Consider the following 25,478-nt stretch of genomic DNA (forward strand, 5'->3'; position numbering starts at 1 on the left):
GTGGCGCTCCTATAGAAGTCATCAAACAGTACGTTCAGCAGCAGAGAACACCGCATTAGTCGGCTATCGCCGACGAGCTTACATCCCCGCACTCAAAGTACGGGGTTTTACGCTCAACCGATAAGTTTTTCTTATCCTACTGGAAAGAATATATCGTTTGTCGCCTATCGGAATCAAACCTACTCTGAAGCTGTTCCCAGACAGGAAAGGAGGCAGCAGGGTGAATCAGAATAGACTTCGAACGATGGCTAGTTTACCTATCAAACTTATTGATCAATGGGATACATGGCGCAGTCGCTCCAGAAGCCGCCGATACCTGGCGAGAATGGATAGCAGAATGCTGAAAGATATAGGGGTAACAGAATCAGATAGGATGGATGAAATCAGCAAGCCTTTTTGGAGAGAGTAATTGGGAGCTGAAGGCTTTTATACCTTCAGCTCCCAGCGATTAAATTACGGAGAAATACACTTGATATTGTTCCAGTCCAAACCTTCTGCTTCCTTACTTATGTCTTCATTACAGATATAACAGTGGTTACGGTTATGGTCTGAATCTACTTTGGTCTTCCTTCCAATTACACAGTGACCATGAAAATCCATGCAGAATCTTTGCTTATTATTGTAGCGGGCACAGTCGCCAACATCGGTAGCACCATGCTTCTTCTCCTTACCATCTCGAATCCAGTAATGTCCGCCCAGATTTCCTGCATCAAATTTACAAACATAAGTGTGACCTGGAACATATTCGGGGAATGTACAATCCTTCTTTTTTGGTGTTGGCGTTGGGGTTGCCTGAGCCTGGATGGTGCTCTGTTGAGTGCTGCTACTATCGGTATCCGTTGTGCTAACAGTCTCGTAATAACGAGACTCACCCAGCTCACAGCGCTTTCCATCGGACGATTTACTACCAAAAGAGAAGTAACGACGCTTTTCTCCACGAACTTTTTCAGTTCTGCTCTCCATACAGCGATTGGGTCTCTGCATGGCGACCACTGCTCCTCCTGTCTGCTGGTCACAAAATTCAAAAACGAGTTTTGATACAAATATCGCTGTAGTTATACCCGCTGGATCCCTCAAATAGGGATTATAGGTTTTCGCCTGCTGCAACTGAGTATAATTAGCCGATACCCATTGAAATTCATAACTATAAGTACTGCTTCCGCTGGCATCCTTATACAGACAAGCCAAAACTTCACTGCCTTCTACCCCTTCATAACCAACATGCCCAACCTCTATGCCAGCCCCCACTGGTGAATCAGTCACACAAAGTGGAACATCGTCGCTTTCTTCCATGACTTCAGAGAGAGCGCTCACGTTATACGAGCTGTTGGTATAGGTTGTAGCCCAGCATGCTTCTTTGGCTACCGCATTAGTCATCGACAGTACAAGGAAAGCTCCTATCGTACTGGACAAAGCCATTCGAACTGAGCGCATTAGATTTTACCCATTACTAAAAATTGATAATTTAGGCTCAACTGCCTATCCAGCAGCTGGCCATATGGGACTTTTGACTCGGTGTGTTTGCGCAAGTTCCGCTATCCCATAGAACCTGCTGATTTTAGAGTTATTCTTTACTGGACTGATTTATATAGACGAAGCCTAGATTTACCGCCACCCTCCTCTCTTTCCTCTGCAGGACAGGTAATACCAATAAGCTTTGGCTATAGTGGCAGAACTATCTAACCACAGGATCCAGATATGCATGCCCGGTTTGCCTTTGGTCAGAACAGCTCTGAAAGAACCCGGAACACCTACCTCAAGCCTGATATTGTCCAGCAGCGGCAGTACACTCTGGATCGTCTGGACCTGAAAAGAGATGAAAATGCCCTGGATATTGGCTGTGGCCCCGGCCTGTTGGTCAATGAGATGGCAAAACAAACGGGTCAGAATGGACTGATTACCGGCGTTGATCCGAGCCAGCCCATGCTGGAAATGGCAGAAAAACTCTGTCGGGATCAAAACAATACTCTTTTTCAGCAAGCTGATGCCGAAGCCCTGCCCTTCGAGAGTGCAGCGTTTGATGTAGCTGTTTCCGTTCAGGTACTGGAATATGTCCATAATATTGACCAGGCGCTTCTGGAAATACACCGGGTGCTCAAACCGGGCGGGCGAGCCCTGATTATTGATACCGACTGGGATTCACTGGTCTGGAATAACTCTGACAGGGAAAGAATGTTGAATGCCCTGAAAATCTGGCAATCCCACCGGGAAGATTCATTTCTACCCCGCAAACTGCCAGCCAAGCTCCGACAAGCCAAACTGAGCTTAAGCAAGCTCAGCATTTATCCCATTATCAACACGGCCTTTAGTGATCAGGACTACTCGTACTTTCTGGCAAAATCGATCTGCAACCATCTGACCGACCACCTGCCATCAGAACAAATCAACAACTGGTTTCAGGACCTGGTGAGCAAAGATGACCAAAATGACTATTTCTTCAGCCTCAATCGTTATGTTTTTGAAGTAATAAAACAGCCCTGAGCGAAGGAAGCATTCTTTTATTACTTCAAGTGATGAAAAACTGTTCACAATAAAAAGCTCCCCCTTATTCATTGCATTCTGAATAGGTAAAAGTCAGCATGGGCGTTAAAGCTCACAAACGATAAGTTTGTTATTTTTACCTACACAAAAAAATACATGAAAAAATTGATTCTTACGGCTACCGTACTGGCGGCCAGTGCCTCTGTTGCCCAGGCAGATATTGTTGGTGCAAAACTCGGCTATAACTACTGGAATACGGCCAATCACGGCGACTTCCAGACTGTTTACGGACAGATAGAACACCCCATTCCTCTGCTCCCTAACCTGGCTGTAGGCTATAGCAAGCTCAATCATGACAAGCTGAAGTTCGACAGCTACGACGCCTCCGGTTACTACGAAATTCTGGACAATGGCAATATTGCTCTGGATTTGGGCCTGGGTGCTCGTCGCTTTGACAGTGGCAAATACCGGGATGCCTCATTCAACGACACCGTCCCCATGCTGACTGCTGATGTGGAACTCTTTGAGGCCAGTGCCTTGAGTTTTTACAGCAAACTGTATGCAGGCCGATCTGGCGATACCAGCTTCAATGACTTTGAAGTAGGCGCCCGCTTTAGCCTGTTTGCTGGTCTGAAGCTGCAAGGTGGCTATCGTACCTACGAAATTGATATGGATGGCACCAAAGGCATCTATAACGATGAACGCATAAAAGGCTTTAATCTGGGTCTGCACTGGGATATCTGATCACAAAGTGCCTGCCCTGGCTGGCCTGTCTTCAGGCCGGCACCACCATTGACCCTTCAGCCAATAACTTCGCCCCAATACCTCATATCTTTTCTAAGCTGAGAATAAGTAATTAAAAAACAAAGGACCGTTTATTTTGGACAGCATCGGACCCGATCCTTCATCCCCCCATTCGCGGACAACACACTCCTTGGAATCTACTACGGACTCCCACCCCCAGGAGGCGACTACCGGGCAACACGATCACCGTGATATTTCCCAAACTGATGGTGACAGCCTGGTAGCCAGAGCCACTGCAGTGGCTGGAACCGATGAACAGCTAAGCCAACGTACAGTCAGCAGAAGGCGGTTCACTCGGGACGAAATGGCCAGAATGGGCCATGAGGTGGATGAGTCCCGTGACGCCATAAAAGAGTTCATGAAGCAAAACGGCTTTGATAAAAAGCTGCCTATACTTCATTGCACACGGGATCATGGCTATTCCCAAGCTACCCAGATTGTTTTTATCCAGATGGAACAGCTGAAACAGTTGCTGGATGAGCACTTTGCCAAAGTCAACAAGATGTATCAGGCACTCCAGTCTGATTACAGTGTGTATAGAAAGTTGGAAACCACTGCCAGAAAAGCCGCCAGATCAGGGCAATTCAGTGACAAAGAACAAACCTTCCTCAAGGAAGTAGTCAGTCTGGGGGACTCTGACAAACGCCATAGGGATTACTGGAAAGAGAGAAAACTGATTCACCTCTATGCCAGCTTTTGTGGCATACGTTTCAGTGCAGCCCTTAAAGTGATTCCTTACCTTGATGCCATTCAACTGAGCGCAACCTTCGCTCACAGAATAGAAACCTTTCTGCCTCAAACGATCGAATGCATGAAAATGTATCAGGAAGTGATTCAGTATCAACTGGGGCTTGAACATTTCTCAGAGCTTGAAGAAAGCCTGAAGACCCATGATAAGGTGGCTTTTGGTGTAGCCATGTTGGCGGATCTGGCTGTGGCTCATTATATGCTCGCCGAAAATCAGGATGAGCTTCGTCAATTGCTGGCAACCCATTCCTGCTATTTCAGTCAGTGGCTGTCTGACTTCGACCCTGATCAACCACAAGTACTGAAATTGGAAAGCTGGAAAGTCAAGCAGCTGATCAATGCTGCCATTGTGACGGACAATCCCCCACAAGCACGGCGCCTGTTACAGTTTTATCGAAAGCAGATGGAAGCAGACAACCCCCTCTTTGCGCCCAGGGATATCTTTTCACTCTGTAAGTCATTGCTGGCATCTCTGACCTTTCTCTATGACCGCCCAGAGCCGTTGGCTAGCTTTAAAGCTCAAGTGGAAGGAGCTGAAGCCCTGGTAGCAGAGTTAGAAGCCCTGATAAGAACCATTAACAGGAAGAAAATGCTGCCTGAAGACAGTCGAGCTTCTCTGATGATCATTTATGAGCAAATCAGTAACCACTGCCAGTCTGTAGTAAACCGTCTTCGCAACCAGGAAGCAGGGGTCGCTCAGATAGCTTCTGACCTGATTACAGAAGAAGAAGCGGAACAGAAACGAATTAAAGAAAAGTTAGAGGCCAGAGAGAAAAAACGCCAGGAAAAAGAAGAAAAAAAACTGGAAGCTGAGTGGAAGAAAAAGCAGGCCAAACTGGCCGCCACTGCAGCAGCAGAAAAGAAACAGGAGACTCCGCCACCAAAGCCCTATGACCTGGCAGGCACTCTGAACGAGGCGTCTGACGCTTTTGGTCGCAAAGAGACGGTTGGCGCTCTGAATGTCATTTTCAAGAAAGTCATTAATCATCCACAGGTCAGTGGTTTTGACAAGGCCCAGGCTCATTATGGCTATGCCGACATGATCACCTCCAGACTTCGACGACAGCTGGAGTCCGCTCATAAAATGGTGGTGCCGGTCTATGACTACAAAGAAGCCCTTGAGACTCAGGACCGTCCTGACCTTGATAAAGATATCAAATTCAGGGAAGCCCTGAAGCTGTTCAAACTCAATATGCAGCAGATCAGTATCAACACTCTGATCATGAGTAAAGCGGTGAAAGAAGCACAGGAGATTTTCTTTGCCCTGTCCGAAGATCAGCCAGAATTTCTCGATGCTTTGGTAGACCTTCACAATGATATGGAATATCTGATTTCACAGGGAAAAGCGGTCATTCAATGCTGTAAGGATATTCCGGGTATTTATGCACAACGTGGCGCCATGATCCATCGTCACAAACTGTCAGGAAGAGGCGACTCACAGCAACGCAGTGAGCTGATCACCCGAATCAAAGATCTGGAAGAGCTTGGCAATAGGCTCGATACCAGTATGGGAATGCTGGAAAATTCTCTTGATCGAGAACAGGTGGCTCAAGTCCAACAGACACTGCCTGCAGCAAAAGCAAAAACACCCGAACCTCAAGCAAGAAGAAGCCCTTTGCCTGTTGAAGAAGGGCTGAGTCTCAGTCCTGCTATGCCGGATCTCATGCCAGAACCGACCCCTACAGGAACACAGTTAGCGCCTCCTGTGCCAATCACAGAGACTGTAACCTCAGCTGCCAGTAATGTGGATATACTCTATTCACCCGGAGCTATCGTAGCTGCCTTGCCTGATGCGATGCGAGTAGAGCTTGACGAAAAAGCCGGAAACCTTCCCAGGGCTGATACCGAGAGCCCCGCACCATCAAGGTATGAGCTTCACCCAGGGCATGGAGCACAACCCCACCCTCTGACGACCCTCGCGTACTCTATTGGCAGAACACTGGTCATACAGGCAGGGGGAGAGAGATGGGTCATTACCCCCGGGTTCTCACCCCAAACCGATGACAAAGTTGCCGTTCCCAAAAACGCTCTTAAGCTCGACTTCTTTTTTCCTCCTATGCCTGAGATGTTCAACCGCAGTACTGATTCTGAACACGGTTTTTTATCGGATCTGATTACTTCTTCGATAGAAACCTCTCCCGTACACACCGCCACAACGCCTGATGCTTCTGAAGAAGCCGTTATCGAGGAAGCTGTAGAGGTCGTCATTGAAGAGCCTGAAGAGGTTGAATTACCGCTGAAACTGCTGATGCCTCATGAGATGCACACCGCATTGGGGGTTTCGATCATAGAGCGTAATCTGATGGAGCCCATGCTTCTGACCGAACCAAAAACCGTTAAGGAGAAAGAACCTCCAACCGTACAAAGTACTGTGAAAGAAGCGCCACAACAGGAATGGAAAACGGCCAGCCGAAAACCCAAAAAAGGGAAAAAAAACAAGCAACAGGGACGTAGAGGCAAAGAATCAGTGGAACCTAAAACAGCACCGGTGATAAAAGAACCCCCCCCGGTTGTTGAAACAGAAATAGCTCCAGACTCAAGCACTCTTGGCCTAAAACTTCAATCAAGACTTCATGATTATCTTGTAATACTCCATGACACAGGAAGGACTCCGACCGGTGCGTCTGTACCTGACCAGCTTGGCTTAAAATCTCTTCTCGCAAGGGTTCAGCAAGGAGCTTTCTTGGAAGATCCCGAGTTTATGCGCCATGACTTTACGATTCTGGCCGATGCTCTGAAAATACCCATCCGGGCTACCCTCTCGATGGGACAGACTTTTTATTTCAAACCCGGCCTGGTCAAACCCCAGGGGCTCGATCTATGGACCAAGCCGGAAGAACCTCATTTGAACCTGGAGCATCCTTCTTATGCCAAGGATCATCAGTGGTTTGCATCTCTGGCTCATTACTTTCGCTGTTGCGATGACGAAGATACGGAGCTGTTTCCGGAGAAAGCTGTGAAAGCAGCCAAAAAATCAACAAATCTTAAATCGAAATCCATTAAATTGAATAGGGGTCCTGAACTCTAAAAATTCTGATGTTTGAGTTTTCCCGAATCAGGAGTCCTTCATTAGCTATTTTCAAGAGCTGAGGTATCCCTGAAAACTTGCACTTCAACACTGATTCAGCGTCAAAAATCTGGAGGTTATCCGGCATTTCGACCCTTCAGCCATTCCCTACGACTTTCGTCTCAAGGGGCAGGAGTCTCCTGAAACCGGATGCTATACCTTTAGAAACAGAATTCTGAAGGACCAGTAAGGAAGCCGTCAATGTCGAATCAGCCTTTCCAGGCTCCTGACAGTAAGGAGCTGGCCACTATCACCGAATACCTGCTCACTGGAGGCACTCTGGCAGAAGCCAACCAGATGAGTGAGAAGGCCCTCGAATCCATCTATGCCTATGGGTACAACCAGTATCAGATCGATCACTTTGAAGAAGCTGCCAGAATCTTTCAATACCTCTGCTTTTACGACCACTGGAATGCCCGCAACTTTCTCTGTCTGGGCTCTTGTCAGATGATGCTGAGAACTTATGGTCAGGCCATTAAAACATTCGAATACGCCGCCAGAATGGATATCAGCAATCCTCTCGCCAAAGTCTATATGGGCGACTGCTATCTGGCTCTGAAGGAAAGAGGCATTGCGGAAGTGGTCTATAAAAGCGCTTTAAAAGATGCCAGCAAATATCAGTTTACGCATCTGGAGCTGAAAAGAGTTGAGAGTTTGCTCCAGACTTTTGAGGACGAACAGGGAGGGCAGTCCTGATGGTCGACTCAGTTAATCGCAGCGAAGGGGTCGTAGTCCCAACGCAAACAGAGGCACTCAAAGAGCTTGATCAGGCTGACAGGGTTTCCCGAGGCTATGACACAGGTAACTCTGTATCAGCCCGTACCGGGGGAGGTCTGGTTCAACTGCCTCCTGGGGCATCGGATGCTCCCACCATCCCTGAACCCGACTCAGAAGTGACGGGTGAAGTGGGAGACCTTAAGAAGCAGGTAGCCCAGCAGACTGCAGCCAATCTGCGAGGCCAGATTGGAGGCACATTTGGTGAGAGCCCCATTTCAATCACCAGTACCCACCCGGAACTAGTGACTCCAGCTGTAGGTAATACCGTTCTGGAAATAGACAGCAAACTTTCACGTTTGTCGGATGCCTCTCCTGAAGTCCTTTCTGACATCAATAGCTCCTTAAACCAGCTCCACAGGGAACATAGGGAAGGCACACTAACCTCTGACAAGCTCGATGAAATTCTGGCTCAGATCAGTGCCAGCCTGGAAGACAGTTCGGTTAAATACTCTGAAAACAAGATTGAGATTGCTTCCCAGGATGCTCAACAACGGCATGCCAGTAATATCGAACATATTCGAGAGCACATCGAGGAAGCTGACAGCGCCAAAGCCGATTCAGGCATTATTTTCCTGAAAAGTCTGGCTTTAGTGTTCCCACCTGTATTGCTCTGGGAAACCGCCCTGGAAATCGACCGTGATGTCAATCCTGGAAAAGATAACTCTCAAATCAGTATCTTTTCCAAGAATGAAATTGACTATATGGAGCAGCAGGAAAAAGCGGCAGAAGCAAGGCGCAACCAGCAGGCAAACTCTTATGTCTTTGTACCTGTGCAGTCGACAGGCAATTCTGAACAAACGGATAACAATCAATCAGAAGGTGATGGCAACCAGCAACCCACAGAAGCAATAGATGAAGCAGGTCCTTCCTCTTCTTCCGTGGGCGATGCGACTGAAGGCATCCAGATTGCCAATGAAGGGCTGGACCACTTTGAAAGAAGAAAGCTCTTACTCCAGGCACTTCAGGAATCAGCCGAATCAGAAGAAGCCAAGAATAAGTTGCAGGAAGCCATTAACGCACTGGAATCCGGCGACCCTTCTCTGGCCGAAGAAATTCTGGGGGGATTCACCGACTCTCTGGGACTGGATAACAGTCTCGGTGACAGTGTGAGTACATCAACAGATGATACAACGCCTCCTCCACTCCCGGAAAATGTTCCTGAAACCAATGATGATCAGGCGTTCACTCCACCTTCTCGAGAAGATACGACCGATAGCGTACAGAACGAACAGCCTGACAGCACACCTGTAGCACCGAACCTCACGAGTTTTATCAATGATATTTCCAGCGTGCCTGATGAAGTACTTTCTTCTCAACAGGACGCTGCCAGTGAGCAAGGCCTGATACAGCGTCACAACTCCGTGTAAGTGTCTGAATACCCTGTCTTTGTCATGAATTCATGATATTCATACAGAGGCAGGGATGGTTCATAACCACAGCATTTCGGTTTCATCTCATCCCCTGACTGCAATTCGAGCTATCTATACGACGCATTTTTTGAAAAAATAGCGCACCCTCAGACAGAACAGATAAAATCAGAACATTCATGAGTCACTCATCCCTGCAGCAACCAGTGCCTGCCAAGGAATTATTTTCCTACCCAAAATATTGGGCTGAATGCTATGGCACAGCACCTTATCTCCCTATGACCCGTGCTGAGATGGATGAGCTCGGCTGGGATTCCTGTGACATTATTATTGTCACAGGGGATGCTTACGTTGATCATCCCAGTTTTGGTATGGCTGTAATTGGCCGCTTCCTGGAGTCCCAGGGATTCAGGGTTGGCATTATTGCCCAGCCCAACTGGAGCAATACCGAAGACTTCATACGTCTGGGCAAGCCCAATCTGTTTTATGGTGTCACGGGCGGCAACATGGATTCCATGATCAACCGCTACACCGCAGATCTAAAAGTCAGAAATGACGACGCCTATACCCCGGATGCAGAACCCGGCATGCGTCCAGACCGCTCTGTTATTGTTTACAGCCAGCGCTGTAAGGAAGCGTTCAATGATGTACCCGTGGTGGTTGGCGGTATTGAAGCCAGCCTTCGCAGGATTGCCCAGTACGACTACTGGAGCAACGAGGTTCGTCGCTCTGTTCTGATTGATTCCACCGCAGATATTCTTCTCTACGGAAACGCCGAGAGAGCCATGGCCGATGTGGCCGACAAACTGGCTGCTGGCATAGATATCAAAGCAATGGATGATATTCGTGGAACGGTTGTAGTGAAGCCAATCACACCGGAAGGCTGGACCGAGATTGACTCCACCCGCATCGACTGGCCCAGAGATATGGGTTCTCTGGAAGAAGCCTATGGCACCAGTCCCTATGAATACATTCCGGAAGAAGAATGTGCTTCCAGCAAGGAGCAGGAGCCCTCAGCGGTCAATAAAGAGCCAGACGTTCAGCCCATCCGTATCGTTCCTCTTCCTTTGCATCGTAAAACTGACTTTGATGCCAGCAAAAGCTGCATTCGTCTACCGTCGTTTGAAAAAGTTCGCAAGGATCCTGCTCTTTATGCCCATGCCTCCCGTGTGCTGCACCAGGAATCCAATCCACATAATGCAAGGGTGCTGGTGCAGAAGCATGGCAACCGGGAAATCTGGGTAAACCCACCCCCCATTCCTCTGGAAACGCCTGAGATGGATGGTGTCTTTGCTCTGCCTTACCAGCGCAGACCACACCCTTCATACGGTGAGTCCAAAATTCCGGCCTATGACATGATCAAGACGTCCGTCAACATCATGCGCGGCTGTTTTGGTGGTTGTACTTTCTGTTCCATCACCGAACACGAAGGTCGGGTTATTCAAAGCCGTTCACAGGAATCCGTGCTGCAGGAACTGGAAGATATCCGTGACAAGGTTCCCGGGTTTACTGGTCAGATTTCGGATCTGGGTGGCCCAACAGCTAATATGTACCATCTGAACTGCAAGAGCGCAGAGATTCAGGCCAGTTGCCGTCGTCTTTCCTGTGTATTCCCGAGCATCTGTAAAAACCTGGAAACATCACACAAACAAACGACAGAGCTTTATCGTAAAGCCAGAGCGCTTCCCGGTATCAAGAAAATCTCTATTGCTTCCGGTCTGCGTTATGACTTGGCAGTAGAAGATCCGGAATACGTTCGCGAGCTGGTAACCCACCACGTGGGGGGCTACCTGAAAATTGCACCGGAACATACCGAGAAAGACACCCTGAACCTGATGATGAAGCCAGGTATGGGCACTTATGATGCTTTCAAGAAAATGTTCGACAAGTTTTCCAAGGAAGCGGGCAAAAAACAGTATCTCATTCCTTACTTCATCGCTGCTCACCCGGGCTGTGAAGATGAGGATATGATGAATCTGTCACTGTGGCTGAAGCGTCACAAGTTCCGTGTTGATCAGGTACAGACTTTCTACCCGTCCCCAATGTCATTGGCTACCGCCATGTATTACTCCGGCCGGAATCCACTGAAAAAGCTCAACTACAAGAGCGACAAACTCTACGTTCCTAAAGAACTGGATCAACGTCGTCTGCAAAAAGCGTTCCTGCGTTATCACGACTCCAGAAACTGGGATGTTCTGCGAAATGCCCTGAAAAAAATGAATCGCACCGAACTGATTGGTGATGGTCCGAATCAGCTGGTACCGGCAGAAGAGAAGAGTAAGGACAGTCGTCGTCCACATGTGCCCATAGCGAAAAAAGGGCAAAAGTCTTCCGGTAATTTCCAGAAGGCTCGCGGTGGACAGTGGGACAACCGGTTGCCCAAAAAGAAAACGGTTCAGCGTAAAAAGCGTAGATAATACCTTTAAAAGCCCCGGAACAGTCCGGGGCTGCTTCGCTTAGTCCAGTATCGCTATGGCCGCTTCGGTAATAGCCTGAGCTGAAATACCATAATGATCCTTCAGATAGTCCAGATTTCCTACCTGACCAAACTGTTCACGCACGCCAAGTTTTCTGAAAGCAGTCGGAGCCCTAACTGCCTCCAAAGTCCTTTTTTATTGCCTCACAATTTCTTACACTCCCTGCCAACCGTATGAGGAAGATGGTATGAGTACACCGATTGATCAGGAAATTCAGGACAAACTGGATGCGGCCACTTTTCGCCGCCTGCTGAAGCACCTTGACGACAACAAGGAGGTTCAGAACATTGACCTGATGATTCTGGCGAATTTCTGTCGAAACTGCCTGGGCAAGTGGTACAAAGCTGCCGCTGACGATTTGAATATTGAAGTGTCAGATAACGAAGCCAGAGAGCACATCTATGGTATGCCCTATTCCGAGTGGAAAGAAAAGCACCAGCAACCGGCTACCCCGGAACAAATGGCCGCTTTTGAAGCAAAACAAAAGAAGTAGCCCATCGTAAACTGATGGAATGTCTGCCAGACAGCTATATTGATGCCAACGCAGCCTTGAGCTTTTCTGAACAGTCCTGAACAAGAGAATTGAGTATGAATCGTTTCCCGTTACAGATTCACATCCCTAAAGCCAGCCGCCTGATTTATGGTTGTATGGGCCTGGGAGGAGAGTGGAACAGTAATCCTATTTCCGATCAGGACTATACTCTGGCCCACAAAGCCGTGAACACGGCACTGGAATGTGGCATCAATTTCTTTGACCATGCTGACATCTATACCATGGGCAAAGCAGAGCAGGCTTTCAGTAGTGTGCTGAAAGCAGAGCCAAAACTTCGGCAGGATCTGATCATTCAGTCCAAATGTGGCATTCGGTTTGCTGACGAGAGCAACCCTGCTCGATATGACCTGTCTCCCCAATGGATAGAATTCAGTGTCGATGGCATTCTGGAAAGGCTGGGGACTGAATACCTGGACATTCTGCTACTTCATCGCCCGGATCCATTGATGGAGCCTGACTTAATCGCTGAGGCTTTTACTCGTCTATACGACAGCGGAAAAGTACGGCACTTTGGTGTTTCCAATATGAACCAACACCAGATTGCCTATCTGCATTCTTGTATCGAACAGCCCCTGATTACTAACCAGTTACCTTTAAGCCTGAGTCGCTGTGACTTTGTGGAAGACGGGATTCTGGTTGGCATGAATGAAAGTGCTGATACCGGGTTTACGCCTGGAATGGTGGATTACTGTCGTAAGCATAATGTTCAGCTGCAGGCATGGGGTTGCCTGGACCAGGGATTATTCACAGGAAAAGATGTTGGCAGTCAGCCAGAGTCTGTGAAAGCAACGGCCAGATTGGTTGCCGCAATGGCAGAAGAGTATCAAACCTCCAAAGAAGCTATTGTACTGGCCTGGCTCATGAAGCACCCAGCCAGTATTCAGCCGGTTATTGGCACCACCCATCAAGATCGTATCCGAGGATGCTCACAGGCTATGGAAGTCGATATGAGCAGAGAAGACTGGTACAAGCTTTATATCGCATCCAGAGGTCAGCCTTTACCCTGACTTGGATCGGAGAAGTTGCATGCTGCACTGTTTAAAGTACAGCATTCAACTTCACTCTCAATTAATCATGCAGCTGTGGGTAGAACTGATTGCAGCGAAGGACTTTACTGCCTTCTACAACCTGATAGTAAAATTTCCATTGACCGTTGGTTCTGTAGCCAACAAGGTTCATAGCCCCTCCCCCCACTTGCTGAACCCCATTAAAGTACTCTGCTTTTTGAAGCTTGCGTTGCAGGATGGGAAAGCCCATATCCAGATAATCGTTTCCGGCTGAGGCATGAAGTTTATCGAGATATTTAACCGCGTCAGGGGTTTGAAAGTTCGCCTGATTGGAACCGTTACCCCCGCCAAACTGATTGGCGTTGGCATGATAAACTATCAGGTCATTGCCTATTTTATCGATATAGAAAGCACAGCCTGACATGGAAGATGTCTGGAAAACAGAAGGCCCTCCTTTTGCGGGAAGCACCAGTGAACAAATTTTATCTTCCTGCCAGGGCAAAAAGCTGGTGTCACCATTCTGATTGAGCCTGACATTCACAATAACGGTCAGGGTTCCCTGGTGTCTCATCTCCTGGAAAGAGACATTGCAGGGATCATTGTTGTACATGTAATGATTCCCTTTAATGGTAGGCCGCCTGGACCCACCATTAATCGATATCGGCTTGTTTTGCAGTAATTCTTTTACAATCGCCATAGCCTGTCCTCTTCCTGTCTTATCGTTTTACTTTTTTCTTTTCATTCTGAGGGCTCTGTTGTATTAGCAACAAGAACAGAAAACAGTCATAAATCGTTTTGTGACGCAGTTCACACTGTTAATAACAGGCGACAATATCCATGTAAGTCAAACTACTTAAAAGGCATTTCCAGAGGGAGGTATCAGCCAGTTTCAGGATTGAAACTGGCTATGAAAGAAAGACAATAATAACCGTTATCAGGAAACTGGAATATTTTCCTCCAAAAGCACTACCTGCTCACTGTCTTTTAATCGACTGGCTCCTCTGACAACAACTCTGTCTCCCTGTTGAATGTTTCCTTTTACGGAAACCGTATCGTCATCACCAAAAAGGACTTCAACTGAGACTCTTTTTACGGTCAGCCCACCTTCAGGATTCTCCAGAATTTTGAACACAGCACTGCCAACGGCGCTGAGAATAACTGCATCTCTTGGTACAACTTTCACCTCGGCGGGGTCGTTCATGGGAATAGCGACTTTAACCGGTGAACCTGGTAACCAATGATCGTTCTGAGGATCAAGCCTTACTTCAACCAACCGGGACTGAGCATCCGCTCTCGCCCCTCGTTGAAAGACTTCTGCCTGTTGCTGCTGCTGATCCATTTGTACGTTCAGACGACTACTACTATCCAACCTTGCCGCCAGCTCAATAGGAATCTGAACCCTGATATCCAACGCATCAGGATTAACCAACTGCAAAACAGGGCTGCCAGAGCTGATATGTTCATTAGGCTGCTTTGAACGCTGATTTACGACACCGGTAAAAGGTGCCTTGATGACCGTTCTGGACAGTTGGTCCTGAATGATTTCATGATTCACCTGTTCATAGTCCACATCCAGTCTGGCCAGATCATAATCGTGTCTGGCCTTGTCCAGCTCCGTTCTGGAAATGCCACGCTTCTTGTGCAGTGACTCCAGTCTGTCCAACTCATTCTTTAGGTACTTGAGTTTGCTCTGTGCTTTTCCCAAGACCACTTCACTGGTTTTCAGCTGAAGCTGTAACTGCCGATCATCAATTCTGGCGACCACCTCACCAGCCTCTACCTGCTGACCAAAATCAGCCATCCAGGTCACTCGACCACTGATTTCAGCACTCAGCTCGGCTCTCTGCTGGCTGGCTACAGAGCCATTAAACCAGCTCACCGGAGCTCTAAGCTCTTCAAAAACCTCTGCATACGAGACCGTACTAACAGCCAGCGCCTTGACCGAGTTTATGCTCAACAGACAGGCCAGTCCCAATCCAAGCAATGATCGTTGTTTTAGCAATCTTGCTTTTGTTATCACGTTTTTCTCCCTTAAATGGCTCATACCGTTAAACAGCAACCGCTTTTTCTTCCTCTGCTTTCTTGCCAAATTCCATTCTCAGCAAAGCAGGCAGCAGTAATAATGTAAATAATGCACTCATGCTCATGCCACCCACGATGACCGCAGCCAGCCCCCGATAGATTTCACTGCCGGTGGTAGGACTCAGCAACAATGGCAACATGCCAAAAATACTGGTCAGGGTGGTCATGAAGATGGGCCTCATTCGGGTCAGCAGAGCCTGATGGACCGCTTCTGTTCGAGTCAGCCCCTGCCTTTCCAGAGTTCTGGATTGGTGAACCAGCAAAATGGCATTGTTCACCACCAGCCCCAACAGAATAATGAAGCCCACCATGGTCAAGAGATCCATGGGCTGAGAGGTCACCGTATTTAAAAGGTGGATAGCCAGTACCCCTCCCACAGTAGCCAGAGGCAGCGTCAAAATCACCATCAGGGCATCTTTTACCGAACGGAATAATCCCCAGAGCAGAATCATCAGAATTAACAGGGCAAAACCGAAAATATTCAGCAAATTACCGATAGCCTGTTTCAAACTGTCTGCGTTTCCAGCTACTTTAATCTGCCCATCAGACGGCATCAGTTGCTTAATCTCGGGCAAAATAGTGCTTTCGACAGTCTCCAGAGTTTCTTCCAGTGTTATACCTTCCGGAGGCCTGATAGAAAGCACCAGAGTCCTGCGTTGGTCGATCCGGAAGATAGTGGCAGGCCCCAGAAGCGCTTCAACATCAATCAGTTCATCCAAAGGAACAACAGTTCCTGATGGCGTCATCAGTGGCGTTGAACGGAGCACCTCCGGAGAATGAATATCCCTGCCTTTCAGGATGATATCCATCCGTTCCTCACCGTCGAAATACTCACCTAACTGAACCCCCTCTCCCAAACTTCGAACCACCATCGGAAGGTTGGAACGGTACCAGCCTACCTCAGCCAAACGGCGATCGTCCGGTGTCAGACGAAGCTCTGGTGCGGTGAAATCCAGACCCGGCATGGGCCTGACTCTGGCTCCGGGCAGCTTTTCAGAAATAATAGGCATGGCCTGAGTTGCCGCTTCATACAGCGCTGGAAGATCACTGGACTGAAGCGCAAGATTGACGCCATTGCCATTACCAAACCCGCCAAACAGGCTACCCTGACCACCAAAGGCTCTGGTATCAGGAATCCCCTGAACGATCTCGTCCATCACCAGGCGTTCAAGCATTTTGACATTTTCCTGGTCTTTAGCCCTGACTCCCATAGAGGCACCACCAGGCCAAAGGATAAAATAGTAATTCTTCAGAGCCGGTTCTTTTTCTCCCTTCATATAAGGCTCAAGACGCTCAACCAGGGTAGGCATAATCTCGGTTTTAACAGCTTCAACACTGGTGCCCGGTGTAAAGTTAAACCAGACATCAATGGCATCCCTTTTTACCTCAGGAAGATAATCCATTCTTGGCATGGCTACTTCTGTCAGAACGACAGGCAGTCCCATCAGCAGGACAATTATGGTCAGGCGGCGACGTCCAGTGGCTGTCAGTTTCATGATCGTGGCAGACAACTTTTCCCAGATTGACTGAAAATTGTCTTTCAATGTCTGCTCCGGTAACCAGGCCGCTGCAGCCGCCGGCAAGACGGTCATGGCTACAATCAGCGATACCGCCACTGAAGCCGCAATAGTCAAAGCAAGGTCTGAGAACAGCTGCCCTTCAACATCGTTCAACAACAATACGGGGAGAAATATAGCCACAGTCGTTAAAGTAGACGCCAACAGTGCACCCCAGACTTTCTCAGCCGCTACAGCTGCACTTTCCCCCCTGTCCTCCTCACTGTTTTTCTCTCTCTGCCTGATAATGCTTTCCAATACGACGATGGCTCCGTCCAGAACCATACCGACAGAAAACGCCAAACCCGCCAGAGAAATCACGTTCAGAGTTCTTCCGGCTATATTCAACAGGCAGATGGTCAGCATCAGGCAGATGGGAATTGCCATGGCAATCATCAGGGTGGCCCGCCAGCGACGCAGGAAACCCCAGAGAACACCTATGGCCAAAATAATCCCGAACAACAGACTCGAACTCACCATATTCAGAGCTCGCTTGATGAAAACAGAAGCATCAAACGACTGCTCCATCCAGATCCCTTCCGGCTTTAATACTTTTTCATTCAGCCAGGCCACTTCTTTTTTGAGAGCCATCAACGCTTCCAGCGCATTCGCTCCGGACTCTCTGAAAACCTGCAAACCAATCGCCGGGTTGCCATTCTGGATGCGCAGAGTCCGTTCCTTGCCCCGGGTAATGCCGATTTCAGCAATATCCCTGAGGTAAACGGGTTTACCACTGCGCCAGGCAACCACCAGATCACCTAATTGATCAATTTCGTACTTGCCAGCCAACCTGAGTTTGAACTCACGTCGACCTATATTGAGTGTGCCACCGGATACATCAAAGCCTGCAGCCACTCGCTGGGAAAGCTCAGGAATGGTTATGCCCAGCTCAGCTGCCCGCCAGGCGTCAAATTCAATTTCCAGCTGCCTCTGACCTTCTCCTCTTACGGCCACTCCTGCCACACCGGGAATACTTTCCAGCACCGGTTTAACCTGACTGTCGATCAATGACTGATAGGTTTTTATCGACCGCTCATTACCTGGTAATTGTTGTATAAAAAGAAAAGTCAGGTTGTCGTTGGAACTGTTGTTATTCACAAAAGGTCCGCTGATATCCTCAGGCAGCCCTGACACTCTGTTCAGGCGGTTGATGACATCCAGAAGGGTCTTCTGCATATCCGTATTCAGGGCAAATTCCAGGTCTATTTCGACCCGGCCACTGCCTGAATTACTGTCCATTTCTTTAAGGCCAGAGATACCTTTAAACGCTTTCTCCAAAGGCTCAGCAATCTCAGACTCCATTTCTTCAGGAGCGGCGGCACGCCAGTAGATTTCTACCGATAAGTGGGGTCGGTCAATGTCGGGAAATAGCTGTATGGGCAGTACCCGGATACTGGCAATGCCAAACAGAAATACCAACGCCACCGCAATGGCCACAACGGGCGGGTGACTAATAGAAAAACGTGTAAGTTTCATAACCTCGTTCTGTTCCAACGTATTTTTATTGCTTTATAAGCATCCATGCCAACCGGAACAGCACTGGCTGACTATCACTTCAAAGATTCAGAGACTGCCTCTCCTTTTGAGAGAAGCAGACTCGTCACCTCAAGACTTTTTACTATGAAAATACCGCCACTTCAGACTCTGTAGTCATTTTCATGGTTCGGCTGGTCCGGTATTTCCGGCTCATGGCTGTTTAATTCGTCCCATATGGTAGACGCCGATGTACTCACCCTTTCTGAAGGCATAGTCCGGCGACTCCCCCTCTACAATAAAACCAAACTTTTTATAGAGATGAATCGCGGGCTCATTATCAGTAAAAACATTCATTTCTACCCGGCGTAAATTCAGCCAGTTGTCAGCCAGATTAAGAATTTCTTCCAATAACTGGCTGCCAACCCCCAAACCATGATGCTCATCTTTAACGGCCATCATGAATGCTCCCACATGGTGGCGACGAGGATTTTGCTGATGCATCAAAGCACCGTGACCGACTATTTCACCTTGCTTTTCTGCCACCAGAATGTAGACACCTGCCGGTGGATTACTCAGTCGTTTTTCCCAGTCAGCCAACGACGGGTGGGGCACCATCAGTGTGCCTGACACCGCAGTTTCTCCCTTATAGATGTCTCTCACTCCGGGAATATCACGACTCTCAATATGCCTGACTATGACGTCTTCCATGGCTTTACCCTCTATTACTTCTTTTTATCTCTTGCTTACACGGCTGGTTGCAGCGATTTTGTCTCAGCCAGCAATGAATCTTCTTCCATCTGGTTTCTCTGGGACTGGTACATATCCAGATACAAACCGGGTTCAGCCAATAATTGCTGATGGGTTCCCCGCTGCACAATTCGCCCCTTCTCCATCACCAGAATCAGGTCAGCATCTTCTATCGTGGTCAGACGATGGGCGATAGCCAGTGTGGTTCGACCTTCCCGCAGGGTTTGTAGTCCCTGTTTGATGGCCTGCTCCGTTTCGCTGTCGATGTTAGCCGTAGCTTCATCCATGATCAGAATCCTGGGATTCTGAGCCAGCGTTCTTGCAAACGACAGTAGTTGTTTTTCACCACTGGACAATGACTGTCCCCTTTCTCCCAGAATCTGGGCATAACCCTCTGGCAGCTTTTCAATAAACCCGGCAGCCTGAACCAGTTGAGCTGCATGCCAGACTTCTTTGTCAGTCACGTACTCATGACCCAGGTGAATGTTTTCAGCAATACTGCCCTCAAAAACAAAAGGCTCCTGAAACACCAGACCCAATTGCTGTCGCAACTCCTCTTCTGGGAAACTGGCCAAAGGCTGACCATCAATCAGAATTTGCCCACTCTGATACTGATAGAACCTCATCAAGAGATTGACGATAGAACTCTTACCACTACCGGTATGACCTACCAAAGCAACAAACTGCCCGGGCTCAGCCGTAAAGTTAATACCATCCAGTGCCTTATTATTGCCATCGTAGGACAGCTCAACATCCCTGAATTCTATTTTTCCTTTTGAGATCAGAGACTCTTTTACGCGATCCTGCTCAGGTTCGATTTGTTCATCAATGAGCGAAAATACTCGCTCCGCTGATACCACTGACTGCTGCCATACCTGCATCTGCATGGTGACATGAGTCAGGGGTTCAAACATCCGGTCCAGATAGTTGATGAAGGCATAGAGCAAACCAATTTCAATCGGCCCATTCAGCGCCTGCCCTGTAAAGCCTCCCACCATTAATGCCAATGCCAGGGTGGAAGCCAGATGAACCATTGGCCTTAGTAAAAGACCATTGATACGCACCAGACGGTTCTGCACATCCTTGTATTCCTGGTTGGCTTCCTCAAATTGCTCACTGATCCGCTTTTGCTGACAAAGCATCTGAATGACAGGCATCCCCTGAATCGACTCATTGACCCGGGTATTAATGTCACTCAGTACCGTTCGAGATGCATGAAAAACAGGATGACTGTACTTCTGATAGAGAAAAATGCAGCCAAAAATGAATGGCAAAATCGCTATACAGAACCAGGCCAGTCGGGCATCCAGTAAAAACATGGCAATCACTACACCAACGACAGTGATTGCGCCTTTCAACGTCTCTGGTAAAGCACTGACAAACAGATCCTTAATCGTTTCCGTATCATTGGTGACTCGTGATACCAGCTTACCCACAGGCTCTTTATCAAAGTAAGACATAGGCAGGCGGAACAGATGATTAAACACCTGCTGACGTATATCGTGAACAATAGCCAAAGCCACTTTCTGAAACAGTACCGTTTCCATCCAGGTCATAATTGCATCGAGCAAATACAGACCAAAAAAGAAAACGGCCAATGTTACGATCGCCGACACTTCCCAGTTACCGGGCACCACATGGTCATCAATAAAAGTTTTCATGATGACCGGTGCTGTCAGTCCCGCTACCGTTGCAATCATTAGCAGGGCAAAGCTCAGAATCAGCCTGTTTTTATAAGGCAGTCCATAGCGAAGCAATCTTTTGAACTGCTTCTTTTTTTCTAACCTTTTCAAGGTTCACTCCCTGTGTGGCCATCTTTTGCCACACACTCCTCATTATTCTTTTTACTACCGGTATGCGCTGCGCCTTTCTCAAGGTTTTCAGTTGCTCTGTTTAACTGGCAGCTAACTGTTCAACGGCTTCCTGACTCTGACGGTCCTTAGCAGCAATTTCCATTGCCTGACGCTGGTAGATTCGTGAATACCAGCCTCCGCTTCTAACCAGCTCCTGATGCCTGCCAGATTCTGCAATCTCGCCCTGCTCGAGTACGATCAATTGATCCGCTTTATGGAGATTGGTCAGTCTCTGGGTGATCAGAACCAGCGTTTGCTGCTGATCACTGTTCATCAAATTTTCCAGAATCTGTGCTTCAGTCTTCATATCCAGTGAACAGAAAGCATCATCAAAAAGCAGGACATCTGCCTCCAGCAAGAGTGCCCTGGCAATGGTTATCCGCTGCTTCTGGCCTCCAGAAAGGTTGATGCCTTTCTCACCCAGCATGGTTTCATAACCCTCGGTGAAGCCCAGAATATCATCATGAACACAAGCCAGTTTCGCCACTCGTTCCACTTCATTCTGTGAAACACCCGGACGGCCAAAGGCAATATTGTCAGAGATAGTGGCTGAGAACAGGAAAGGTTCCTGCGACACCACAGCAAAACGACTTCTTAAAGCATCCAGACTCACAGAATCATGAGCGCGCCCACCTATTTTTATAGAAACATCGGCATGGTCATATTCTCTTAACAACAACCTGAACAGAGTCGTTTTACCACTGCCGGTTCGCCCACAAATGCCGACAAAGGAGCCTCTTTCAATCTGGAAATTCAGCTGCCCCAAAGACGTCTGCGCTGTTCCCGGATAGGTGAAGGATTCTGTTGAAAACTCAATATCCCCTTCCGGTTTATCCTGAACATCCGAAGCTCTATCCTCCACATCTGACTGCTCTGCCATCAGTTTCTGAAGACGATTCAGGGAAGCACTGCCTCGTTCCACGATGTTAAACAACCAGCCGAAAGCGAACATCGGCCACACCAGCAGACCCAGATAAATGGTGAATGTGGTCAGTTCACCCACCGTCATAAGACCGTTTGCAATCCTCCATGCCCCATAGCCCAGGCTTCCCATGATGGAAAGACAAACACAAACTGCAATGGTCGGATCAAACAGTGCATCGACATTAGCCACTTTCAGGTTGGCGTCATTGGTCTTTTCGGATCTTTCCCTGAATTTAGCTTTTTGAGCCTGATTCAAGTCATGAGCCCGTATCGCTCTGATGCCTGACACTGACTCTTGCACGCGGTTATTCAAATCAGAAAACGTTTCTTGTGCACTACGGAATCGCTTGTGCAATAAAGAGGCATAACGAAACATCAACCAGGCCATAATCGGAAAAGGCATCAGGGCTACAGCGGTCATTTGCCAGCCACAGACCCAGATCATGGCGATCACTACTGCCGAACCAGCAACAACAGAATCCACCAGAGTCAGAACCCCTTCCGCAGCGGTTGCTTCAATAGCCTTTACGTCATTTGTCGCATGGGCCATCAAGTCACCGGTTTTGTGACGGTGATAAAACTCAGGCGACATCCGGGTAAAGTGGTGAAACAAACGGCTTCTCATCACCCGGCCCAATTCGATGGCACCACCGAACAACAGTATCCTCCAGCCATTTCTGAAGATGTAGACCAGCACGCCGGTCATCGCGATCAACACAATGGGTTTGATGATGTCCTCTGCAGTCATGGAGCCTTCAGCGGATAAAGAGCCTTCAGCGGATAAAGAGCCTGCCTGTATATCATCCACCAGCTGACCAATCAGCCAGGGTGGCAGTAACTCTGCAACAGAAACCAGTACCAAAAAAAGCACACAGAAAAAGTAGCGCTGCCAGTGGCGCTTAAAGAACCATCCCAGGTTCCAGAAAATATCCATTATTTCCCCCGAAATGCCTGTATGCAGCGAACAAATAGCCAAAGCCACCTGCATGGTGCTGCATCAAGCCAATCAAACTTCTTTAGAATTCTTTTTGAAAACGATACAGATGCGTCATCACAGCGAAGTGTCAACTGTTCAGTGGATTTTGCACTCTATCGATTAGTTGACTGTTACCAGTCAGTGCTGACGGGTCGTCAAGGCAGGGGGATCAGCATTCCACCCTGACCTGCCACACGGGAAACACGGCATGTATTGCCGGTATAAGTGGCTTTAGACGTGAAAACGGTCTTTTGGGCGGTATTGAACATGTTGCTACTCCTTCACCTTTTTATTTGGCTCATGGCTGTTATTTTGATGATGCAGGCCCTGTACTTGATGAAGTTCAGGCTGCATTCCAGCTGTTGGCTGATGATTGAGGTGCTATTGATTAGAAAGCGTTTAATAAAACACTTTCGTCACTCATGGTTGTTTATTCCTTATCCTTTTGCAGGGTAGAAGCATCAGGAATAAGCATTATTACTTAGCCGTATAACTGATGCAATAGCTTAGAGTATCTGACACGCGGATTTTTTTATTCTTCAAAGATATAAGGATTAAGAATGGTTTTTTTCCACAATAACTGCTCATCAATGCTGCTAAGCCCAACCTCATTACAGATGGACTTCCAGTTCGACTGAACGGTTTTTATCTGAAAATCAATAATATCTCTGGCTTCCTGTTCGCTTAACAAATAAGCATTTGCAGACTTAAGGCATACTGCAAGCTGACTCTGTCTCTGCCCTCCATAAATCAACATTGCCTGTGAAGCTATATTTCCTGAACGGCCTTGAGGACAAATATCATAGGCAGGTGTCAGAGTATAAGAGTCACCATCCCAGAAGGCGGCATGATTTCTGGCATGGTCGTCGGTGTTGCCACAAATAACGTTAAAAGTAATTCTGGAAAAAAGTTCACGCAATGTATCGGTCGAATTCACAAAGTGAGCCCTTACCAGGTCAGCAAGCTGCTCATAACTAGCATAACGTGCCTGCATCTCATTCAGCCCCAGTAATGTCAAAGCTGACACCATATGCCTTCTCAGCCAACCTGACTCTGATAATTTTCGATCAAACCTTTCAACCAGAAGAACATCCTTACCAGCAGAAGACTTCAGGCTCACAACTGCAACATTGATACCCACCAAACTGGCGAGTTTCATAGCTATATACTCAGCTTTAACGACACTGTACAGATCAGAGCTTGATGAGAATTTGGCAATATACTTTTTGCTCTGGCTTTCAATCTGAACTTTCGGACGGGCTCCTCCGATTGACGTTCCATGGTAAAGAGCCTGTTCTAACTCGACAGGAACTGCAACACCTTGCTCAACTCTCTCTGCTGCCTCAAGTAACTCTTCCATGGAAGCCCCAACAGAAAGCCGGGGAATATACTCGGTAGCAGACAACTGAAAGTCCAATGCTCCCACACGATCCGAGCCCGATTCCAGCAAGTATGTCAGCTCAGACAGCAAGGCTGTGTCTATCTGTCTTTTCTTTAGCCCCAGCATTCGGTTAATAATTACTCTACGCCCCCAAGCATCAGGAGAAGCATCACGAATACAGCCATGAATATCCTGACCAGCACCTGGTTCAAGAAGGCCTGCCTTTAGAGGTAATTCAGGTTCAAAAAGTGCAATAGCATTATTTCTTTGTCGATAACTGCGGCCGTAGTTAAAAACTAACTGGTCACCATCCAGCGTTAATCGCCCTGCTACTACCGGCTCTGTTTCTCGTTGCAACCATGTCCAGACAAACGCTTCCCGATACTCAGAAGTCATCATCTACCTCCTTCTGACTCTTTCGTATCCTTTCAGGAAGCAACTTGATCTTATCTTCAATTTTATCCAGCTTATCTCCCATGGAGATCGGCTCACTGTGAAATAGAGGAACACCTGTTAAAAAAGCCATTTCAAACACCAGACCTATGGCGCATGACATACTGCCTCTTTCGATCTTTTGCAGTGTTGCCCTGGAAACCCCTGCTCTTTCAGCACACTCCAACTCGGACCATTTACGCTGTTTCCTACCCAGCTTTATCTGTTTTCCCAGTAGAATAACGGCTTCCTCAGAGTACCCAGAATAACGTCTTGCCTTTGCCATAAGCCTAACCTGAAAATCAAACTTGATTATAATAATAGGCATAAGAACAAATAATGACCAATATTATGATCAAAAAGTCATTAACAAAAACTTCATTCTCCTTCAGATCAATGCTTGCTCTCCAACAGCTGTTCAAACTTCTCTACTAGCCCTTCAACAATCTTCAGACTGGATAGCCAGAATTCGGGCTGGGTTATGTCCTGACCCAGGTGTTTCTTGATCAGGTCTTCAGCCGTCATGGTACCGGTATCTCTCAACAGCTCACGATAAGCTGTCTTGAAGCCACTACCCATTTTATCTTTCTGGGCGTAGACCCCAAGACTGAACAAATAACCAAACAGGTAAGGATAATTATAAAAACGGGGCTTTTACAGGTTGGCTGATGAAAAGTGAGGGGTTGCAACAGAAATAGCCTTCAGGAGACGATTGATTTATAAGGATCAAAATTTCTGAAGGATCAGACATGTGTGCAACACCCTCACTAC

Annotated in this window: 19 protein-coding genes; 9 read left to right on the top strand and 10 right to left on the bottom strand. The window is 47.8% G+C overall.

The window, feature by feature from the left end:
* The first annotated feature begins 244 nt into the window (after nt 1-244).
* Nucleotides 245-409, top strand: coding sequence for a DUF1127 domain-containing protein (locus tag ACR2PX_RS18520; protein WP_434000841.1), 165 nt, complete (start codon nt 245-247; stop codon nt 407-409).
* A 44-nt stretch (nt 410-453) separates the two neighbouring features.
* On the opposite strand, the gene ACR2PX_RS18525 is transcribed toward ACR2PX_RS18520, so the two are convergent.
* Nucleotides 454-1,434: a hypothetical protein gene (locus tag ACR2PX_RS18525; RefSeq protein WP_434000842.1), complete on the bottom strand. Its 981-nt coding sequence runs from the start codon at nt 1,432-1,434 to the stop codon at nt 454-456.
* 264 nt (nt 1,435-1,698) lie between these two features.
* Here ACR2PX_RS18525 and ACR2PX_RS18530 point away from each other — a divergent pair, with 264 nt between their 5' ends.
* From ACR2PX_RS18530 to ACR2PX_RS18565, 8 genes are all read left to right on the top strand, one after another.
* Nucleotides 1,699-2,481, top strand: a complete 783-nt coding sequence (locus ACR2PX_RS18530) for a methyltransferase domain-containing protein (RefSeq protein ID WP_434000843.1) — start codon at nt 1,699-1,701, stop codon at nt 2,479-2,481.
* 156 nt (nt 2,482-2,637) lie between these two features.
* The gene (locus ACR2PX_RS18535) at nt 2,638-3,225 is read left to right on the top strand and encodes a TIGR04219 family outer membrane beta-barrel protein (RefSeq protein ID WP_434000844.1); all 588 of its coding nucleotides are present in this window, start codon (nt 2,638-2,640) and stop codon (nt 3,223-3,225) included.
* A 190-nt stretch (nt 3,226-3,415) separates the two neighbouring features.
* Nucleotides 3,416-7,060 carry a hypothetical protein gene (locus tag ACR2PX_RS18540; RefSeq protein WP_434000845.1) on the top strand — a complete coding sequence of 1,215 codons (3,645 nt, stop codon included), beginning with the start codon at nt 3,416-3,418 and terminating at the stop codon, nt 7,058-7,060.
* A 240-nt stretch (nt 7,061-7,300) separates the two neighbouring features.
* The gene (locus tag ACR2PX_RS18545; protein WP_434000846.1) at nt 7,301-7,795 is read left to right on the top strand and encodes a SycD/LcrH family type III secretion system chaperone; all 495 of its coding nucleotides are present in this window, start codon (nt 7,301-7,303) and stop codon (nt 7,793-7,795) included.
* Nucleotides 7,795-9,243, top strand: coding sequence for a hypothetical protein (locus tag ACR2PX_RS18550; protein ID WP_434000847.1), 1,449 nt, complete (start codon nt 7,795-7,797; stop codon nt 9,241-9,243). The genes ACR2PX_RS18545 and ACR2PX_RS18550 overlap by 1 nt, the downstream gene beginning before the upstream one ends.
* Before the next feature lie 179 nt (nt 9,244-9,422).
* A complete protein-coding gene (locus ACR2PX_RS18555) occupies nt 9,423-11,660 on the top strand; it encodes a YgiQ family radical SAM protein (protein WP_434000848.1) in 2,238 nt (745 codons plus the stop codon).
* A 247-nt stretch (nt 11,661-11,907) separates the two neighbouring features.
* Nucleotides 11,908-12,213 (top strand): DUF1244 domain-containing protein, encoded by a 306-nt coding sequence (locus ACR2PX_RS18560; protein WP_434000849.1) that lies wholly within the window; start codon nt 11,908-11,910, stop codon nt 12,211-12,213.
* 95 nt (nt 12,214-12,308) lie between these two features.
* Nucleotides 12,309-13,280 carry an aldo/keto reductase gene (locus ACR2PX_RS18565; RefSeq protein WP_434000850.1) on the top strand — a complete coding sequence of 324 codons (972 nt, stop codon included), beginning with the start codon at nt 12,309-12,311 and terminating at the stop codon, nt 13,278-13,280.
* Nucleotides 13,281-13,341: 61 nt separating this feature from the next.
* Here the strand turns inward: ACR2PX_RS18565 and ACR2PX_RS18570 are convergent, their stop codons facing one another.
* From ACR2PX_RS18570 to ACR2PX_RS18610, 9 genes are all read right to left on the bottom strand, one after another.
* Nucleotides 13,342-13,977: a hypothetical protein gene (locus ACR2PX_RS18570; protein ID WP_434000851.1), complete on the bottom strand. Its 636-nt coding sequence runs from the start codon at nt 13,975-13,977 to the stop codon at nt 13,342-13,344.
* 237 nt (nt 13,978-14,214) lie between these two features.
* Nucleotides 14,215-15,300 carry an efflux RND transporter periplasmic adaptor subunit gene (locus ACR2PX_RS18575; protein WP_434000852.1) on the bottom strand — a complete coding sequence of 362 codons (1,086 nt, stop codon included), beginning with the start codon at nt 15,298-15,300 and terminating at the stop codon, nt 14,215-14,217.
* A 28-nt stretch (nt 15,301-15,328) separates the two neighbouring features.
* The gene (locus ACR2PX_RS18580; protein ID WP_434000853.1) at nt 15,329-18,394 is read right to left on the bottom strand and encodes an efflux RND transporter permease subunit; all 3,066 of its coding nucleotides are present in this window, start codon (nt 18,392-18,394) and stop codon (nt 15,329-15,331) included.
* Between the two features lie 210 nt (nt 18,395-18,604).
* The gene (locus ACR2PX_RS18585; protein WP_434000854.1) at nt 18,605-19,102 is read right to left on the bottom strand and encodes a GNAT family N-acetyltransferase; all 498 of its coding nucleotides are present in this window, start codon (nt 19,100-19,102) and stop codon (nt 18,605-18,607) included.
* Nucleotides 19,103-19,137: 35 nt separating this feature from the next.
* Nucleotides 19,138-20,934, bottom strand: a complete 1,797-nt coding sequence (locus ACR2PX_RS18590; protein ID WP_434000855.1) for an ABC transporter ATP-binding protein — start codon at nt 20,932-20,934, stop codon at nt 19,138-19,140.
* A gap of 100 nt (nt 20,935-21,034) precedes the next feature.
* A complete protein-coding gene (locus ACR2PX_RS18595; RefSeq protein WP_434000856.1) occupies nt 21,035-22,852 on the bottom strand; it encodes an ABC transporter transmembrane domain-containing protein in 1,818 nt (605 codons plus the stop codon).
* A gap of 574 nt (nt 22,853-23,426) precedes the next feature.
* A complete protein-coding gene (locus ACR2PX_RS18600) occupies nt 23,427-24,674 on the bottom strand; it encodes a type II toxin-antitoxin system HipA family toxin (RefSeq protein WP_434000857.1) in 1,248 nt (415 codons plus the stop codon).
* Entirely contained in the window at nt 24,661-24,993 is a 333-nt protein-coding gene (locus ACR2PX_RS18605) for a helix-turn-helix transcriptional regulator (protein WP_434000858.1), read from the bottom strand. Before ACR2PX_RS18605 ends, ACR2PX_RS18600 begins: the two co-directional genes overlap by 14 nt.
* A gap of 107 nt (nt 24,994-25,100) precedes the next feature.
* On the bottom strand, nt 25,101-25,322 hold the full coding sequence (locus tag ACR2PX_RS18610) for a hypothetical protein (protein ID WP_434000859.1): 222 nt from the start codon (nt 25,320-25,322) through the stop codon (nt 25,101-25,103).
* Between the last annotated feature and the right edge of the window lie 156 nt (nt 25,323-25,478).

It is taken from the genome of Endozoicomonas sp. (genome assembly GCF_051008435.1).
Classification (GTDB): Bacteria; Pseudomonadota; Gammaproteobacteria; order Pseudomonadales; family Endozoicomonadaceae; genus Endozoicomonas_A.